General features: G+C 71.3%; 16 protein-coding genes. 6 read left to right on the forward strand and 10 right to left on the reverse strand.

Annotated elements, in window-relative coordinates:
- Positions 1-112 precede the first annotated feature (112 nt).
- Both ACIA73_RS25515 and ACIA73_RS25520 read left to right on the forward strand, forming a co-directional pair.
- Positions 113-1,474 (forward strand): purine-cytosine permease family protein, encoded by a 1,362-nt coding sequence (locus ACIA73_RS25515; protein ID WP_399441006.1) that lies wholly within the window; start codon positions 113-115, stop codon positions 1,472-1,474.
- A gap of 95 nt (positions 1,475-1,569) precedes the next feature.
- Positions 1,570-2,019, forward strand: a complete 450-nt coding sequence (locus ACIA73_RS25520; protein WP_399441007.1) for a nucleoside deaminase — start codon at positions 1,570-1,572, stop codon at positions 2,017-2,019.
- A gap of 49 nt (positions 2,020-2,068) precedes the next feature.
- Here ACIA73_RS25520 and ACIA73_RS25525 read toward each other — a convergent pair whose 3' ends face one another.
- The 6 genes from ACIA73_RS25525 to ACIA73_RS25550 all read right to left on the reverse strand — a co-directional run bounded on the left by ACIA73_RS25525 (position 2,069) and on the right by ACIA73_RS25550 (position 9,835).
- Positions 2,069-2,929, reverse strand: coding sequence for a winged helix-turn-helix transcriptional regulator (locus ACIA73_RS25525; protein ID WP_399441008.1), 861 nt, complete (start codon positions 2,927-2,929; stop codon positions 2,069-2,071).
- A 28-nt stretch (positions 2,930-2,957) separates the two neighbouring features.
- Positions 2,958-4,907 (reverse strand): ABC transporter ATP-binding protein, encoded by a 1,950-nt coding sequence (locus tag ACIA73_RS25530; protein ID WP_399441009.1) that lies wholly within the window; start codon positions 4,905-4,907, stop codon positions 2,958-2,960.
- Between the two features lie 96 nt (positions 4,908-5,003).
- Complete coding sequence (locus ACIA73_RS25535; RefSeq protein ID WP_399441010.1) at positions 5,004-5,936, reverse strand: LysR family transcriptional regulator; 933 nt, start codon at positions 5,934-5,936, stop codon at positions 5,004-5,006.
- On the reverse strand, positions 5,933-7,126 hold the full coding sequence (locus tag ACIA73_RS25540) for a glycine C-acetyltransferase (protein WP_399441011.1): 1,194 nt from the start codon (positions 7,124-7,126) through the stop codon (positions 5,933-5,935). The genes ACIA73_RS25535 and ACIA73_RS25540 overlap by 4 nt, the downstream gene beginning before the upstream one ends.
- A 52-nt stretch (positions 7,127-7,178) precedes the next feature.
- Positions 7,179-8,207 (reverse strand): L-threonine 3-dehydrogenase, encoded by a 1,029-nt coding sequence (gene tdh, locus ACIA73_RS25545; protein WP_399441012.1) that lies wholly within the window; start codon positions 8,205-8,207, stop codon positions 7,179-7,181.
- 179 nt (positions 8,208-8,386) lie between these two features.
- Complete coding sequence (locus ACIA73_RS25550; RefSeq protein ID WP_399441013.1) at positions 8,387-9,835, reverse strand: dihydrolipoyl dehydrogenase family protein; 1,449 nt, start codon at positions 9,833-9,835, stop codon at positions 8,387-8,389.
- Between the two features lie 125 nt (positions 9,836-9,960).
- Between ACIA73_RS25550 and trxA the strand changes: the two genes are divergently transcribed.
- Entirely contained in the window at positions 9,961-10,353 is a 393-nt protein-coding gene (trxA, locus tag ACIA73_RS25555; RefSeq protein WP_399441014.1) for a thioredoxin, read from the forward strand.
- Between the two features lie 158 nt (positions 10,354-10,511).
- Here trxA and ACIA73_RS25560 read toward each other — a convergent pair whose 3' ends face one another.
- Together ACIA73_RS25560 and ACIA73_RS25565 are read right to left on the reverse strand one after the other, a co-directional pair.
- Positions 10,512-11,702 carry a thiolase family protein gene (locus tag ACIA73_RS25560; RefSeq protein ID WP_399441015.1) on the reverse strand — a complete coding sequence of 397 codons (1,191 nt, stop codon included), beginning with the start codon at positions 11,700-11,702 and terminating at the stop codon, positions 10,512-10,514.
- Positions 11,703-11,929: 227 nt separating this feature from the next.
- The gene (locus tag ACIA73_RS25565) at positions 11,930-12,955 is read right to left on the reverse strand and encodes a LacI family DNA-binding transcriptional regulator (protein WP_399441016.1); all 1,026 of its coding nucleotides are present in this window, start codon (positions 12,953-12,955) and stop codon (positions 11,930-11,932) included.
- A 199-nt stretch (positions 12,956-13,154) separates the two neighbouring features.
- Between ACIA73_RS25565 and ACIA73_RS25570 the strand changes: the two genes are divergently transcribed.
- The gene (locus ACIA73_RS25570; protein ID WP_399441017.1) at positions 13,155-14,408 is read left to right on the forward strand and encodes an MFS transporter; all 1,254 of its coding nucleotides are present in this window, start codon (positions 13,155-13,157) and stop codon (positions 14,406-14,408) included.
- A gap of 101 nt (positions 14,409-14,509) precedes the next feature.
- Positions 14,510-15,202 (forward strand): alpha/beta fold hydrolase, encoded by a 693-nt coding sequence (locus ACIA73_RS25575; protein WP_399441018.1) that lies wholly within the window; start codon positions 14,510-14,512, stop codon positions 15,200-15,202.
- A 126-nt stretch (positions 15,203-15,328) separates the two neighbouring features.
- Here ACIA73_RS25575 and ACIA73_RS25580 read toward each other — a convergent pair whose 3' ends face one another.
- The gene (locus ACIA73_RS25580) at positions 15,329-16,387 is read right to left on the reverse strand and encodes a glycosyl hydrolase family 18 protein (RefSeq protein ID WP_399441019.1); all 1,059 of its coding nucleotides are present in this window, start codon (positions 16,385-16,387) and stop codon (positions 15,329-15,331) included.
- A 152-nt stretch (positions 16,388-16,539) separates the two neighbouring features.
- Between ACIA73_RS25580 and ACIA73_RS25585 the strand changes: the two genes are divergently transcribed.
- Complete coding sequence (locus ACIA73_RS25585) at positions 16,540-16,938, forward strand: type II toxin-antitoxin system PemK/MazF family toxin (protein ID WP_399441095.1); 399 nt, start codon at positions 16,540-16,542, stop codon at positions 16,936-16,938.
- Here the strand turns inward: ACIA73_RS25585 and ACIA73_RS25590 are convergent.
- The gene (locus ACIA73_RS25590) at positions 16,933-17,781 is read right to left on the reverse strand and encodes a TIGR02452 family protein (protein ID WP_399441021.1); all 849 of its coding nucleotides are present in this window, start codon (positions 17,779-17,781) and stop codon (positions 16,933-16,935) included. The two genes, ACIA73_RS25585 and ACIA73_RS25590, sit on opposite strands and share 6 nt — an antisense overlap.
- Positions 17,782-17,834 lie beyond the last annotated feature (53 nt).

Raw genomic sequence — 17,834 nt, forward strand, 5'->3', positions numbered from 1 at the left:
ACATTCCGTGAGGGATCCCGCGCCGGAACCAGCTCTGCGTGTACCGCACACTGGTACGGGCCGCCCCGTACGCGCGCCCGTCTCCCACTGGCCCCCGTACCCCCAAAGGCTCATGTCCAGTTCCCCCACCGCGGCGGCCGTGCTCGCCGTCGAGGCGCACGGCGCCGATCCCGTCCCCCTCGAACAGCGACACGGCAGCCCCGTTCAGCTGCTGTGGACCTGGGCGTCGCCGCAGGTCGGCTTCGCGACCCTCTACATCGGGGTGCTCTCTGTCGTCGCCTTCGGGCTGAGTTTCTGGCAGGCGGTGGCGGCCCTGGTGCTCGGCGCGGGGCTCGGTTCGCTGGCGCACGGGGTGCTGTCGGCGGACGGACCGCGCTTCGGCGTTCCGCAGATGGTGCTCGGCCGGCTGTCCTTCGGCTACCGGGGCAATTCCCTGCCGTCCGGGGTCAACGCGGCGGTCGCGGGCATCGGCTGGTTCGCCGTCAACAGCGTCGGCGGCGCCTTCGCGCTCAACTCGCTGACCGGACTGCCCCCGCTGCCCAGCCTGCTGATCCTGGTGGTGCTGGAGATCGTGATCGGGTATGTCGGTCACGACCTGGTCCACCGCTTCGAGCGGTACGCCTTCCCGGTGCTCGCGGTGATCTTCCTGCTCGCCGGAGTGTGGATCTTCAGCGGGGCGAACCTGAGCACCCCGGCCGGGGGCGGTGGCAGCTTCGGCGGTTTCCTCCTGGCCTTCAGCGCCTGCTTCGGTTTCACCGCGGGCTGGAACCCGTGCGCCTCCGACTACTCACGCTATCTGCCCGCCGACACCCCGGCCGCCCGCACCCGGCTGTTCTCCGGGCTGGGCCTCTTCGTGTCGGTCGCGGTGGTGTCCGTGATCGGCGCCGCGTCCGGCACGATGCTGGCACCCGCCGGATCCACCCCCACCGGTGCGTTCACCGGCCAGTTGCCCGGGTGGCTCGCCAACCTGACCCTGGTGGCGATCATCCTGGGCGCGATGGCCGCCAGCACCCTGAACGTCTACTCCGCCGCCGTCTCGATCTCCTCCCTGTCGCTGCGGCTGCCGCGCTGGATGGGCCGGGCCACCCTGGTCGCCCTGGTCGGCGCCGTCGGTACGGTCGCGGGCTGGCTGTCGCTGGCCGACGCGGGCGCCGCCTTCGAGCACTTCCTGCTGGTCATCGCGTACTGGATCGCCCCCTGGCTGGGCGTGGTGCTGGCCGAGCAGTGGCTGCGCGGCCGCACCCCGGACAGCGAGCTGATGCGCCGGATGCAGGACCCGACGTACCGCGAGAAAGCCGGAATCATCGCGCTGCTGGTGGGCTTCGCGGTGTCGGTCCCGCTGTTCTCGAACCAGACGGTGTACGTCGGCCTGGTGCCCGCGACGTGGCCCGCCGTCGGCGACCTGACCTGTCTGGTCGGCTTCTTCGTGGGTGCGCTGCTGTACGTGGGGCTGCGCCGCCGCAAGTCTCTCTGAGCACCCCTCCTCACCACATCGACTCCCTCACCACATCGGCTCCCTCACCCCATCGACTCCCTCACCCCATCGCCGAACGTCAAGGAGCAGAAATCATGGATCAGGCACAGGCCCGTCAGTGGCTGGCGACCGCCGTCGAGGAGGCCAGGGCCTCGCTGGCCGAGGGCGGCATCCCGATCGGCGCCGCGCTGTACGGCGGCGACGGCACCCTGCTCGGGCGCGGCCACAACCTCCGCGTCCAGGACGGCGACCCGTCGATGCACGCGGAGACCTCCGCCTTCCGCAACGCCGGCCGGCAGCGCTCGTACCGGGGCACCACCATGGTGACGACGCTGTCCCCGTGCTGGTACTGCTCCGGCCTGGTACGGCAGTTCGGCATCTCCCGGGTGATCGTCGGCGAGTCGGAGACCTTCCACGGCGGGCACGACTGGCTGGCCGAGCACGGCGTGGAGATCATTCAGCTGGACGACCCCGAATGCGTGGCGATGATGAAGGACTTCATCGCGGCCAGGCCGGAGCTGTGGAACGAGGACATCGGGGAGTAGACCCCCCGCCAGATCCCCCCGCCAGATCCCTGCACATGCCTCCGGGCCCCTACAGGTCGCGCCCCAGTGCGAGTGCTTCGTCGACCGCCGCAGGGATGTCAGTGACGGGGAACAGCACGTGCCGCACGGTGCGCTGCGCGTCGACGACCAGGATCAGCCGTTTGAGGCGGAGGTTCTGGGCCGACCGGAAGGTGGGCAGGCGCAGCGCTGCGGCCAGTTGGAGCTGTTCGTCGGAGAGCAGGAGGAAGGGCAGGTCCTCGGCCTGCGCGAAGTCGGCCTGCTCGTGCGGGAGCTGGGTGCTCACCCCGCGTACGGCGATCCCGGCGGCCTCGAACTGCGGCCAGGAGTCGCGGAAGAGCCGGTTCTCCAGGGTGCATCCGGCGGCCCCGGGGATACCCGCCGGGCCGCCGGGGATACCGGTCGCCGGGTAGGCGAAGAGGACGGTGGCGCGGGCGTCGGGTGCGAGCGGGGAGTGCGGCGCACCGTCCGTGCCGACCAGTTCCGGTTCCGCCGGGACGCGGGTGCCGACGAGCTGCCGCATCCGGGCACTCTCGCCGCCCTCGCCGCCGGCGGTCCCGGTCAGGGTGCCGTCACCGAGCAGCCATCGGTCCGCCCAGTCCTGGAGGGACACCAGGACCGGCAGCAGGCCGCGCCCCCGCTCGGTGAGCACGTACTCGTGACGCACCGGCCGCTCCTGGTACGGGCGCTTCGCCAGCACCCCGTTGTCCGTGAGCGCGGCCAGCCGCTCGGAGAGCACCTTGCGCGACAGTCCCAACTCCTGGGCGAGCTGGTCGAACCGGACGTACCCACGGGCGATCTCGCGCAGGACGAGCAGCGTCCACCAGTCGCCGACGACTCCCGCGGCCATGGCGATGCCACAGGTTTCGTCGGCCTGGTGCCTGCGCGTCATCGGTCTGCTTCCGGGTGGTGGGGCGGGGTCATCCGCCCATAGTAGGTTCCTTTTCTGTACGGGCGACCTCGGTTTGTGTACGGGGGACCTCGGTTTCTGGACGCGCAGTCTCGGTACCCGGCCGCTCGAACTGGGTCCGGTACAGCTCCTCGTACCGCCCGCCCGCCGCGAGCAGTTCCGTGTGGGTCCCTCGTTCAACGATCCTCCCGTCCTCCACGACCAGGATCAGATCGGCTGCCCGAACCGTCGACAGCCGGTGGGCGATGACCACGGCGGTGCGTCCGTCCAGCGCTTCCGCTAGTGCTTCCTGGACGGCTGCCTCCGAGGTGGAGTCCAGGTGCGCGGTGGCCTCGTCGAGGATGACGACGCGCTGCTGGGCGAGGAGCAGCCGGGCGATGGTGAGGCGCTGGCGCTCGCCGCCGGAGAGCCGGTAGCCGCGCTCCCCCACCACCGTGTCGAGGCCGTCGGGCAGCGAGGCGACGAGTCCGTCGAGGCGGGAGCGCCGCAGGGCGTCCCACACGTCCTCCTCGGTGGCGTCGGGGCGCGCCAGCAGCAGGTTCGACCTGACGGATTCGTGGAAGAGGTGGCCGTCCTGGGTGACCATGCCGAGGGTCTGGCGCACCGAGTCGGCGCTCAGGTCGCGAACGTCGACGCCGCCGATCCGTACCGCGCCCGCGTCGGCGTCGTACAGCCGGGGAAGCAGTTGCGCGATGGTGGACTTCCCGGCGCCGGAGGAGCCGACGAGGGCGACCATGTGGCCTGGTTCGGCGCGGAAGGACACGTCGTGCAGGACGTCGGTGCCGCCCCGGTTGTCGAGGGTGGCGACGTCTTCGAGGGAGGCGAGGGAGACCTTGTCGGCGGACGGGTAGGCGAAGGTGACGTTCTCGAACTCGACGGCGACGGGACCCTCGGGGACCGCACGGGCGTCCGGCTTCTCGGCGATCAGCGGCTTGAGGTCCAGGATTTCGAAGACCCGCTCGAAGCTGACCAGCGCGCTCATCACCTCGACGCGGGCACCCGCCAGCGCGGTCAGCGGGGCGTACAGCCGGGTGAGCAGCAGGGCCAGTGCGACGACGGCTCCCGGTTCGAGGCTGCCGCGCAGGGCGTAGTACCCGCCGAGTCCGTAGACCAGCGCGAGGGCGAGGGCGGAGACGAGGGTGAGGGCGGTGATGAAGGTGGACTGCACCATCGCCGTACGGACGCCGATGTCACGCACCCGGCTGGCGCGGGCGGCGAATTCGGCGGACTCGTCGGCGGGGCGGCCGAAGAGCTTGATGAGGGTGGCGCCGGGGGCGGAGAACCGTTCGGTCATCTGGGTGCCCATGGTGGCGTTGTGCCCGGCGGCCTCCCGTTGGAGCCTGGCCATCCGCGATCCCATCCGCCTCGCGGGCACCACGAACACCGGCAGCAGTACCAGGGCGAGCAGGGTGATCTGCCAGGAGATGCTGAGCATCACCACGAGGGTGAGCAGCAGCGTGACGAGGTTGGAGGCGACCCCGGAGAGCGTGTTGGAGAAGGCGCGCTGGGCGCCGATGACGTCGTTGTTGAGCCGGCTGACGAGGGCCCCGGTGCGGGTCCGGGTGAAGAAGGCGACCGGCATCCGCTGGACGTGGTCGAACACGGCGGTACGGAGGTCCAGGATCAGCCCTTCGCCGAGGGTCGACGACAGAAAGCGGGTGGCCAGCGCGAGCGCCGCCTCGACGACGGCGATCAGCGCGATGAGCAGGGCGAGCCAGGTGATGGTGCCGGTGTCGTTGCCCTTGACGATGGCGTCGACGACCCGACCGGCGAGGACGGGTGTGGCGACCGCGAGCAGGGCGGTGATGACGCTGAGCACCAGGAACTGGAGGAGTTTGGTGCGGTGCGGCCGGGCGAAAGCGGCGATGCGGCGCAGAGTGGCGCGGGAGAACGGACGTGTGTCCTCCTGCGCGGTCATCACGCTGTGCATCGACGTCCAGGCGGTGACTTCCATGTCCACGGGGTGCCTCCGGGAGACTGGTCCGACGCTCGAAATCCCGTCGGCCAGGGGGCCCGGGGAGCATTGAGCACGCTATGACCTCAACCGGACTTGGGGTCAAACACTTCCCCCGAGACCACCCGTAGGGAGTTCGCCCGCCGAGCTGACCAGTGCGTCCAGCACCGGCCGGATCAGCGGATGCTGCTCGGCTCCGCGACGTACCGCGGCGAAGACCCGCCGGGTCGCCGCATGACCCGTCACCGGTCGTACGACGGTGCCCTTCAGCTCCATCCCGCGCAGCGCGGAACGCGGCACCAGCGCCACCCCCGCCCCCGCTCCGGCGAGGGCGACCACGGCGTGGAAGTCGTCGGAGGAGTGCTGGAGGCGGGGCTCGAAGCCCGCGAGTTCGCAGGCGAGGAGGACCATGTCGTGGCAGGGGTTGCCCGGGTAGGGGCCGATCCAGTCGCTGTCGGCGAGCCCGGCGAGCGCCACGTGCGGGTCCTCGCACAGGGGGTGGCCCGCGGGCAGTACGGCGTCGAAGGGCTCGGCGTACAGGGGTACCCGGGCGAGCCGCAGGTCGTCCTCGCGGGGTGCGCCCCGGTACTCCACGGCGACCGCCACATCCGCCTTGCCGCCCAGCACCAGCGGCAGGCTCTCGTCCCCCTCCGCGTCCCACACCCGCATCCGGATGCCCGGGTGCTCGCCCGCCAGGCGGCCCACGGCGGGGGCGACGACCTCGGCGATCCCGGTGGCGAAGGAGGCGACCGTGACCTCACCGGCCACCCCGCCCGCGTAGTCCGCGAGCTCGGCCTCGGCACGCTCCAGCTGGGCCAGGACGGCGTGGGTGTGGGCGAGCAGGATCTCGCCCGCCGCGGTCAGTTCGACCCCCTTGCCGCTGCGGATGAGCAGGGCATGGCCGGTCTCCTGCTCCAGGGCGTTGAGCTGCTGGGACACGGCGGAGGGGGTCAGATACAGCACATGGGCCGCGGCGGTCACCGTACGGTGGTCCGCCACGGCCCTCAGAATGCGGAGCCGTCTGGGGTCGATCACCCAGCCAGTGTCGCCCGTGCGTCGACGAACGCCGCAATCGCCCTCTCGACATCGGCGGTGGAGTGCGCGGCGGAGAGCTGCACGCGGATGCGGGCCTTGCCCATCGGGACCACCGGGTAGGAGAAGCCGATGACGTAGACGCCGCGCTCCAGGAGCAGCTCGGCCATCCGGCCGGCCTCGGCGGCGTCGCCGATCATGACGGGGGCGATGGCGTGGTCGCCGGGCAGGATGTCGAAGCCCGCCTCGGTCATCTTCGTACGGAACAGCTCGGTGTTGGCGCGCAGCTTCTCACGCAGGTCACCGGCCGACTCCAGCAGGTCGAGGACCTTGAGGGAGGCGGCGGCGATGACCGGGGCGAGGGAGTTGGAGAAGAGGTACGGGCGCGAGCGCTGGCGCAGCAGGGCGACGATCTCGGCGCGGGCGGCGACGTAGCCGCCCGAGGCACCGCCGAGGGCCTTGCCGAGGGTGCCGGTGATGATGTCGACGCGGTCCATCACGCCGTGCAGCTCGGGGGTGCCGCGGCCGCCTTCGCCGACGAAGCCCACCGCGTGCGAGTCGTCGACCATGACCATGGCGTCGTAGCGGTCGGCGAGGTCGCAGATCTCCTGGAGCGGGGCGACGTAACCGTCCATGGAGAAGACGCCGTCGGTGACGATCAGACGGCGGCGCGAGCCGGCGGTCTCCTTGAGCTTGGCCTCAAGCTCGGCCATGTCGCGGTTGGCGTAGCGGTGGCGGGCTGCCTTGGAGAGGCGGATGCCGTCGATGATGCTGGCGTGGTTGAGGGCGTCGGAGATGACCGCGTCCTCGGGGCCGAGCAGCGTCTCGAAGACGCCGCCGTTGGCGTCGAAGCAGGAGGAGTAGAGGATCGTGTCCTCCTGGCCGAGGAACGTCGACAGCCGCGCCTCCAGCTCCTTGTGGACGTCCTGGGTGCCGCAGATGAAGCGGACCGAGGCCATGCCGTAGCCCCAGCGGTCCAGGGCTTCCTTGGCGGCGGTGACGACCTCGGGGTGGTCGGCCAGGCCGAGGTAGTTGTTGGCGCAGAAGTTGAGGACCTCGGCGGGCGTTCCGTCGGTGGTGACGCCGACGGTGGCGTTCTGCGGGCTGCTGATCACACGCTCGGGCTTGAAGAGACCGGCCTCGCGGATCTCTTCGAGGGTGGCGCGGAGTTCGTCGCGGACGGACGCGTACATGAGGGGCTCCTTGCGGAAGATGCGGTCGAGGGGACGGGCGGACGAGGCTTGGTCAGACTGTCCAGTCGAGGATGATCTTGCCGCTGCGGGCGGTGGCGGCCTCGTCGAAGGCCGCCTCGAAGTCCTGGTAGCCGTAGGAGCCCGTGATGACGGGGCTCAGGTCGAGTCCGGCCTCGATCAGGACGGTCATCGCGTACCAGGTCTCGAACATCTCCCGGCCGTAGATGCCCTTGACGGTGATCATCGAGGTGACGATTTTCGACCAGTCGACCGCGAACTCCTCCGCGGGCAGGCCCAGCATGGCGATGCGGCCACCGTGCGTCATGTTGGCGACCATGTCGCGCATGGCCTCGGGGCGGCCGGACATTTCCAGGCCGATGTCGAAGCCCTCCTTGAGGCCCATCTTCTGCTGGGCCTCGGCGATGGAGGACTGCGCGACATTGACGGCGAGGGTGGCGCCGACCTTGCGGGCCAGTTCCAGGCGGGGCTCGCTGACGTCGGTGATGACGACGCTGCGGGCGCCGGCGTGCTTGGCGACGGCGGCCGCCATGATGCCGATCGGGCCCGCGCCGGTGATCAGCACGTCCTCACCGACCAGCGGGAACGACAGCGCGGTGTGCACGGCGTTGCCGAACGGGTCGAAGATCGCCGCGACATCGAGGTCGACCTTGGTGCGGTGGACCCACACGTTGGAGGCGGGCAGCGCGACGTACTCGGCGAAGGCACCATCGACGCCGACACCGAGACCGACGGTGGCGCGGCAGAGGTGACGGCGGCCGGCCAGACAGTTGCGGCACTTGCCGCACACCAGGTGGCCCTCACCGCTGACGATGTCGCCGACCTTGATGTCCTGGACGTCGCCGCCGATGTGCGCGACCTCGCCGACGAACTCGTGGCCGAGCACCCGGGGCGTGGTGACGGCCTGCTGCGCCCAGCCGTCCCAGTTGCGGATGTGCAGGTCGGTGCCGCAGATGCCGGTACGCAGCACCTTGATCAGTACGTCCCCGGGGCCGGTCTCCGGCTCCGGCACGTCCATGAGCCACAGCCCCGGCTCGGCCTTGTGCTTGACGAGTGCTCTCATGGCTGTGGCTCCAGGATCGAGGACGTACGGGGGCGCGCCTGCCCACGGCGACTGCTGCCATGGTGATCGCTTGTGGCCTCCAATCTGCCGATCCCGGCGGGCCGCGTCCATCGAGGTTTTCTTAAGTGGACCCCAAGGCGAGCTTCATTCGCACGTTCGGCCGGTCCGCCCGCGCACCGTCATGACCTGTACGTTTCCAGCAGCCGCAGCCAGATCTCGCTGATCGTGGGGTACGAGGGGACCGCGTGCCACAGGCGTGACAGCGGCACCTGGCCGACCACCGCGACCGTCGCCGAGTGCACCAGTTCACTGACGGCGGGGCCCACGAAGGTGACGCCGAGGAGGGTCTCGGTGTCGAGGTCGACGACCATCCGGGCGTGTCCCTTGTAGCCGTGGGCGTAGAGGCCCGACCCGGCGACCGACGCCAGGTCGTGGTCGACCGCACGCACCCGCCGTCCGGTGGCCTCGGCCTCCGCGAGGGTGAGGCCGACCGAGCCCGCCTCGGGGTCGCTGAAGACGACCTGGGGGACGGAGTGGTGGTCCGCGGTGGCGGCGTGCTCGCCCCAGGGGGCGTCGTCGACGGGCTTGCCGAGGGCGCGGGCGCCGATCGCGTTCCCCGCGATGCGGGCCTGGTACTTGCCCTGGTGGGTGAGCAGGGCGCGGTGGTTGACGTCGCCGACGGCGTAGAGCCAGTCCGAGTCGGTGACCCGGCAGCTGTCGTCCACGTCCAGCCAGGACCCGGACTTGAGCCCGACGGTCTCCAGGCCGATGTCGTCGGTCCTGGGGGCGCGGCCCACCGCGAAGAGGATCTCGTCGGCCTCGATCGTGCCGCCGCCCTCCAGGGTGACGGTCAGGGTGGCGCCGTCCCGCTCGACGGCGGACACCGACACTCCGGTACGTACCGTCGCTCCCGCCTCCTCAAGGGCCTCGGTCACGTGCTCGCCCGCGAAGGGCTCCATGCGCGGCAGCAGCCCCTCGCCCCGTACCAGGACGGTGACCTGCGAGCCGAGGGCCTGCCAGGCGGTCGCCATCTCCACGCCGACCACTCCCCCGCCCACGACCACCAGGCGGCCGGGCGCGGCCTTGGCGCTGGTGGCCTCGCGGCTGGTCCAGGGCTTGGCGTCGGCGACGCCTGGCAGGTCGGGGACGACCGCCCCGGTGCCCGTGCACACGGCGACGGCGTGGCGTGCGGTGAGGGTGGTGCGGGTGCCGTCGGGGGCTTCCACGGTGACCTTGCGGGGGCCGTCCAGGCGGCCGTGGCCCCGGTGGATCGCCACATCGATCGACTCCAGCCAGCCGACCTGGCCGTCGTCCTGCCAGTTCGAGGTGTAGTAGTCGCGGTGGGCGAGGACCGCGGGCACGTCCAGCGGGCCCTGCACCGCCTGGCTGAGCCCCGGCACCCTGCGCGCGTCGGCCCGTGCGGTGACCGGCCGCAGCAGCGCCTTGCTGGGCATGCACGCCCAGTAGGAGCACTCGCCGCCGATCAGCTCCGACTCGACGACCGCCACGCTCAGCCCGGCCGCCCTGGCCCGGTCCGCGACGTTCTCCCCGACCGGGCCCGCGCCCAGTACCACCACGTCGTACACGAGGTTCTCGCCGGACACTTCGGTTCCTTCGTCAGCTGTCATGAAACCCAGTCTGTCGGGTGGTGTGCGACGCGACCACAGGGGAAGGCGCATCCTCGGAATAGGGCGGCTCCGTGCATCGTTGTGCGGTGACGGAATCGTCCGGAATGACGGAAGAGGAGCACAAAATGGCCACTGTCGAGCTGACCAAAGAGAATTTCGATTCGGTCGTCACCGACAATGACTTCGTCCTGATCGACTTCTGGGCGGAGTGGTGCGGCCCGTGCCGTCAGTTCGCGCCGGTCTACGAGGGCGCTTCCGACCGTCACTCGGACCTGGTCTTCGCCAAGGTGGACACCGAGGCCCAGCAGGAGCTGGCCGCCGCGTTCGAGATCCAGTCGATCCCGACCCTGATGATCGTCCGGGAGAACGTCGCGGTGTTCGCGCAGCCCGGCGCGCTGCCCGAAGCGGCCCTTGAGGACGTCATCGGCCAGGCCCGCAACCTGGACATGGACGAGGTCCGCAAGTCGATCGAGAAGGCTCAGCCGGAGGCGGCGGGCGACCAGCAGGAAGCCGGCTGACTCGCCTCCACCCCCGCACTGCCCGGTGGGCGCCACCTCGTTCGAGGCGGCGCCCACCGGTTTTTCTTTCCGTGGTGACGTCTTTTTCCGTCAGCGGTTACGTCGCGGATTACGTCGCGTGGGCCTGTGTCCCCGCCCCCGCGCCCCCGCACGGACGCTCAGCGCTCCAGGACCACCGCGATCCCCTGCCCCACCCCGATGCACAGCGCGGCCAGCCCGGTGCCCGAGCCCGCCGCCGCCAGCTGGTGGGCGACCGAACCCGCCAGGCGCGCCCCGGAGGCGCCCAGCGGGTGGCCGAGCGCGAGCGCCCCGCCGCGCGGGTTGACCACCGCGGGGTCCAGGCCGGGCCACTCGGCGAGGCAGCCCAGCGACTGGGCGGCGAACGCCTCGTTCAGCTCGAAGGTGGTGAGGTCGGCGAAGACGCGTCCGGCCTTCGCCAGCGCCCGGTGGACGGCCTCCACCGGACCGAGCCCGAAGAGCTGCGGCTCGGTGCCGGTGACGGCGGAGGTACGGATCCGGGCCAGCGGTTCGCGGCCGGTGGCCCGCAGCCCCGTCTCGTCGACGAGCAGCAGGGCCGCCGCCCCGTCGTTGAGCGGCGAGGAGTTGCCCGCGGTGACCGTGCCGTCCGGACGGAACACCGGCTTCAGCTTGGCCAGGGTCTCGGGCGTCGAGGCCTCCCGGATGCACTCGTCGCGCAGCAGCGCCACCCCGTCGTACGGCACCACCTCGCCGTCGTAGAGCCCCTCGGCCCAGGCGGCGGCCGCCTTGTGGTGGCTGGCGAGGGCGAAGGCGTCCTGCTCCTCGCGGCCGATCCTGTGCTTGTCGGCGACGAGTTCGGCGCCCTCGCCGAGCGAGACGGTCCACTCGGCGGGCATCGCCGGGTTGGTCATCCGCCAGCCAAGCGTCGTGGAGTACATCTGCTGGTGCCCGGCGGGGAAGGCCCGCTCGGGCTTCTGCAGGACGTACGGGGCCCGGGACATCGACTCCACTCCGCCCGCGATCGCCACCGAGGCGTCCCCCACGGCGATCGCGCGCGCCGCCTGCACCACGGCTTCCAGGCCGGACCCGCAGAGCCTGTTCACCGTCACCCCGGGCACGGTCACCGGCAGTCCGGCGAGCAGCACCGCCATCCGCGCCACGTCCCGGTTGTCCTCGCCGGCCCCGTTGGCATCACCGAAGTACACATCGTCGATCAGCGCGGGGTCGAGGTCCGGGCTGCGGCCGACCAGTGACCGCACCACATGTGCGGCGAGGTCGTCGGGACGTACGCCCGAGAGCGCACCCCCGAACTTGCCGATCGGGGTACGGACGGCGTCGACGACGTACACGTCGCGGATGCTGGTGGGCATCGGAACTCTCCTTGGGGTGGCGGGCGTTGGGGCGGGGTCGGCCACCTGCGCCCGTACCCGCGTCTCCGTCCGGACGACCGCCTGTGATCGCCCTTGATCACCCGCGCCCGAGTCTGTTCCGCGTCCCGTCGGCTGTCAACGGCCGCCGGGACGCCGCACCGGGGCCCTGCCGAACCGGGACCCCTGCCGGCAACGCCCCCTCCAGCCCTCCAGCCCGGCTCAAGCTCTCAGCTCGACTCCCGCCCCACCGCGTGCGCGCCCATGAGGTCGTGGTTCTCCATCGAGGCCTGCTCCGGGTTCTGCACGAGCCTGTCGACCAGGTCGGCGAGGTGCTGGCCGGGGGTGAGCTCCATGTGCACCGTGCTGAGGCTCGGGCGCAGCAGCTTGCCCATCAGCAGGTCGTCGGCGCCCATGACGGCGGTCTCGCCGGGTACGTCGATTCCGGCGTCCTGGAGGGCCCGCATGAGGAGCTGCGCGTACTCGTCGTTGTACGCGAACACCGCGTCCAGGCCCAGCTCCCGCCAGCGCGCAGCCAGGGTGGCGGCCGACTCCTCGTCGTACCGCATGCCCAGCGGTTCGACGGTCGCCTCCGTGCCGGCCGCGGCCTTGCGCAGCCCGGCCAGGCGGGGCTTGGCGAAGAGGTCCAGGCCCGGTTCCTCGGGGACGATCGCGCCGATCCGGCGGTAGCCGCGTTCCAGGAGGTGCCCGGCGGCGGCGATGCCGACCTCCCGCTGGTCCATGACCAGCGAGTGGGCGCCCTCGACGCGCTGCGGGCCCATGGTGATGACCGCCTTGGCACCGGAGCGCTTCAGCAGCTCGACGCCGCGGGCGTTCAGGGTGATCTCGCCGAGCGAGACCACGGCGACCGGGCGCAGTTCGGCCCAGGCGCGGGCCGCCTCGTCGCCGGTGAGGCCGAGGCTGCCGTACTGGACGACGGTGTAGTCGAGATTGCGCAGCGCCCAGTGCAGTTCGTTGAAGAACTTGCCGTAGAGCGGGCCGACGGGGATGTGCGCCGTGGGCAGCAGGACCATGCGCGTATGGCCCGCGCGCAGGCTGCGCGCGGCCGCGTGCGGTACATAGCCGAGCTCCTCGGCCGCCTCGCGGACGCGGCGGCGGGTGGGCTCACTGATCCGCACCGCCGAGGTGTTGTTCAGGACGTACGACACGGTGGCGCGCGAAACTCCGGCCAGGCGTGCCACATCGGTGCTGGTGGGGACGGGTTGTTCGGCTGACTTCTTCGGTGTCTGGCTCATCGCGTTCGGCATCTTTCCAGACGAGTGGGTCACAGGGTCTAGCGGTTGGCCGGATTTCGGTGCTACAAAGCGTTTACACGGGTCACTGACACGTGTCACCTTAGCTTTCGGAGCTCCCGCCCCAAAACCCCTTCACAGGATTCCGGGCCAGAGCTCTCCCCTCATCCCATTGGTCTCCTTACTGACACTGGAGGGCAGCGTGGCCCTTTCCTCCCCCGGCACGGCAGGCTCCACCGCCGCTACCGACTCCGCCCAGGCGCCCGGCCCCACCCGTGGGCTGCTTCCGCTGCTGCTCGTCGGCAACACCGTTATGTACGCCCTGTACATCGGTGTTCCCGGTTTCGTACTGGCGCTTCAGGTCGCCAACATCGACCCGGCGAACAAGGTCAGCAACATGACCATCGTCTCCGGTGTCTCCGCGATCTTCGCGACGCTGTTCAACCCGATAGCCGGCGCGCTGTCCGACCGCTCCGGACGGCGCAACCCGTGGATCCTCGGCGGCGGCATCGGCGCGCTGGTGGTGATGGCACTGCTGGGCAGCGTCAACACCGTCCTGCTGGTGACGATCATCTGGTGTCTCGGCCAGGCCGCGATGAACTTCTACCAGGCGGCCCTCACCTCGGTGGTCCCGGACCGCATCCCGCTCGCCTCGCGCGGCAAGGCCTCCGCGGCCGTCGGGCTCGGCATTCCGATCGGTTCGACCATCGGCGCGCTGGTCGGCGCCGCCTTCTCGGACAGCTACCGCACCGGCTACCTGGTGTTCGGTGCGCTGGTGGCCGCCACCGCGGTGCTGTTCACCACCTGCGCCAAGGAGGAGCGCCGCCCCGGCAAGGCTCCGCTGCCGCTCAAGGAGCAGTTCAAGTCCTTCGCGAGCGCGCTGGCCAACCACGACTTCCGATGGGCCTTCATCGGCCGCGCGCTGCTGGTCCTCGGTTACTTCGCGGTCCTCGGCTTCCAGTTGTACATCCTTCAGGACCACACCAAGCTGCCCGCCGGTCTCAAGCCGGAGGCCGCCGCCGCGATCCTCACCATGGTCAACTCTGCCGCCTCGGTGGTCTCGACCGTTCTGGGCGGCTGGCTCTCGGACAAGTACAACCGCCGCAAGCTGTTCGTCGGCGTCTCGGCGCTGCTGGCCGCGCTCGCCATGGTCTTCCCGGCCGCGTCCACCAGCTGGACCGCGATGCTGCTCTTCGGCGCCGTCAACGGCCTGGGCTTCGGCTGCTACATGGCCGTGGACACCGCCCTGGTGACGATGGTGTTGCCCAAGTCCGAGGACGCCGCCCGCGACATGGGCATCCTCAACGTCGCCAACGCGGGTCCGCAGATCGCAGCCCCGTTCGTCGCCGGCCTCATCGTCCAGCTGAGTGGCGGGTACACCGCACTCTTCCTGGCGGCCGCGGTCCTCTCGGTACTCGGGGCGCTCGCGGTCCGGCCGATCCGCACCGTCCGCTGAGCCGCGGGCGCACTTGACCCGCCGGGCCCGGCCCCACAAGGTCGGGTCCGGCACCCACGGCCCACGAGGCCACCGTTCGCACCACCCGGAAAGGCACCGTCGTGCAGCTGAACACCCACACCTGGGGCGAAGGCGACCGCATCGCCCTCCTGATCCACGGCATCATGGCCGACCACCGCGCCTGGCGGACCGTCGGCCCCGCACTGGCCGACAAGGGCTACCGCGTTATCGCCGTCGACCTTCGCGGCCACGGCCTCAGCGAGCGCGGCGAATACACCCTGGAGAGCTACGCCGACGACCTGGTGGAGACCTTGCCGGCCGGCGCGGAGCTGGCGATCGGGCACTCGCTCGGCGGTCTGACGCTCTCGCTCGCCGTGGACCGGCTGCGTCCGCAGCGCGCGGTGTACTCCGACCCGGCGTGGCACCTGGAGCTGCCGGAGGGCTTCGGTCCGGAGGTCTTCGCCCAGTTCAAGGCCTTCCCACGGGAGCAGATCGCGGCGCTGAACCCGCGCTGGGACGCCGCGGACGTCGACATCGAGGTGGCGACCCTCGCGCTCTGGGACGAGACCTCGGCGCTCGGCCTGTCCCCGCTGGCCGGTCAGGACCTGCTGCCCCAGAAGCCGGTCGTTCCGTCGCTGGTCCAGCTGGCCGACCCGAGCATGCTCATCAACGAGGAGCGGGCCGCGCTGCTGCGCGAGCGCGGCTTCGAGGTCCGCACGGTCAAGGGCGCGGGCCACACGATCCAGCGCGACGACCTCGACGGTTTCATGGCGTCGCTGGATGGCTGGATCTAATCCCTGATCCATGCGTGATCCGGGCGTCTATCAGGCTCGGAACACGCATGGTCCCGGCGGCCGGACCCCTGCTCGGGGGTCCGGCCGCCGGGTTGTGCGGTGCGGGTGGAACGATGCCTTCCGCGGTCAGCCGCGGGCCAGCACGTCCCACATCGCCGGGTCCTCGAAGCCCAGTGCCCACAGCCCCGTTCCGGTCACCCCGTGCTTGCGCAGGGCGGGCAGATGGGCGGCGACGCCGCGGGCGTCCTGGTACCAGACGGTGCGCGTGGTGCGGCCTTCGCGGTACGTGAAGTGGGGCGAGCCCGCCTTCTTGTCGAAGGCGTACGGGCGTCCCTTGCGCTTGCGCAGCGCCTCGGCCTCCTTCCAGGTGACGTGCCGGGTCGGGGTGCCGGGCGCCCAGTCCCACCCGTATCCCGGCAGAGCCATCTCGATCTTCGCGGGCGGGATCAGGCGGGTGGCGTGGGCGAGGGTGCGGTCGTACCAGTCGGGGGTGGACAGGGGGCCCGCCCCGCCGCCGCGCCAGTGCAGGTCGTAACCCATGATGCGGACCCGGTCCGCGGCCCGGCCGAGTGCCGGGTAGTCCCAGATGCGGCCGCTGCCGTCGGCCTGCGGCGACACCGCGACGGCGCAGGTCTGTGAGCGGCGGTGGAGTGCCGTGCACAGGTCGGTGACGAGGGCGGCGTATCCGGCGCGGACCTGCCGGTAGGTGGCTTCGCCGGTGGGGGCGATGGACTCGTAGTCGAGTTCGAGCCCGTCGTAGTCGCCGCGTGCGGCGACCGCCAGCAGGGTGCGCAGGTGCGTGGCGCGCCGGGCGGGGCTGGTGACGAGGGCGGCGAGGCGGCCTGCGGGGAGTGCTTCGTTGACGGTGGGGACGACCTTGAGGCCGGCCCTGTGGAGGCCGTCGACGATGTCCTTGCGTTCGGCGCCGTCGTGCCGGTCGACCCGGTCGTCGGCCTTGAGTTCGTACCAGAAGGGGCTGACGGTGTGCAGTTGGCTCGCGTGGGCGAGGGCGTCCCGGTAGCCGGTGTCCTGGTCCCAGTGGGGCAGCCAGGCGGAGACGGTGCGGGCGGGTTTCACGCTGTCCCGGCCGGCGTGGGCGGCGGTCGGTGCGGCGATGAGGGAGGTGCCCGGCGCGGCTATGAGTGCGGCGGCGGTCAGGGCGCTGAGGAAGCTGGTGTGGCGCATGGTCCGAGCCTGCGGCGACCCGCGCCGGAGCGCCGCGCGGACTGGGCCGACCGGAGGGGTGCCGGGTGCGGCGGGCGTCTCCCCCTACGCTGGCCGGTGTGACGACTGAACTCGACGACCACAGGGACCTGCCGGGCAGTTCCGGCCCGACCATGACCACCGAGACGGAGCCGCGCGACATCGGCCCGGTCCGCACCGAGTACGCGCCGGAGCACGACGGCGACCCGGATCCGGGGGAAATCGTCTGGACCTGGGTGCCGTTCGAGGAGAACGACGGGCGCGGCAAGGACCGTCCGGTGCTGGTGGTGGCCCGCGAGGAGGCCGGCACGCTGCTCGCCGTCCGGCTGTCCAGCAAGCGGCACGATCACGACCGGGAGTGGCTGGCCATCGGGTCGGGCCCCTGGGACAGTGCGGGCCGGGAGTCCTGGGTGGACCTGGACCGGGTGCTGCGGGTGCACGAGGCGGGGATGAGGCGTGAGGCGTGCGCCCTGGAGCTTGAGCGGTTCGGTCACGTGGTGGCAAGGCTCAGGGAGTTGTACGGCTGGTCATAGCCGGGTGTACGTCGCCGGGGTCGCCGGAACCGTGCGGAAGGCCTCCCGGAACGCGGCGAGCGTGTGGCCCGTGCGGTCGAGAATCGCGAAGACCACCTCGTCGAAGTGTCCGGCGAACCGGCCCCGCCCGGTGAGGTGCTGACGGAACGCCCCGGCCACCGTCGCCGGGTCGTTCCGGAACACCCCGCACCCCCAGGCGCCGAGCACCATTCGCCGGTATCCGCAGGCCACCGCGGTCTCCAGGACGCGTTCGGCGCGGGCGGCGAGCACGTCGGGGACCCGATGCGCCTCCTCGGGCGAACTCTTCCGGATCACACCGGTGTTGGGGGCGGGCGAGGTGAGGAAGCCGACGGCGTACGGGGCGTTCAGGAGGGCGCCACGGTCGTCGCGGAACACGGGCACGGCGGGGGCGTGGATGACCCGGTCGGTGTAGAACACGTCGCGGTCCGCGCGGTGATGGGCGTAGAAGTCCGGCACCCGCAGCAGACAGGCGTACAGCGCGGAGGCCCGGCAGAGTGCTTCCTCCTGCGCCTGGGCGCCGTTGAGGTAGCCGCCGCCGGGGTTGCGGGCGGACGCGAAGACGAGCACCGCCACCGGGTCGGGGCTCTGCGTGGTCATCCGCCGGGCCGCTTCCGTGCTGCTCTCGGGGGTGACCTCGATCCGGGTCTCCCGGTCTGCCGAGGGGGCGGCCGGTACCGGGCCCGGCCCGTACATCCGGGTGCCGGCCAGGGCGGCGTCGCGGGCGTCGGCCAGTGCGATCGTCCGCCCGTCGGGGGCGGTGTACCGCCCGTCCCGGACGAATGCTTCGGTCTCTTTCGCGATACCGCGTAGTCGTGCGCTCACGGGGCAGATGTTCACCCTCACCACCATGCGCGCGCAAACTCTTTTACCGGTGG

The sequence above is a fragment of the Streptomyces sp. NPDC051561 genome (assembly GCF_044454195.1).
Taxonomy (GTDB): Bacteria; Actinomycetota; Actinomycetes; order Streptomycetales; family Streptomycetaceae; genus Streptomyces.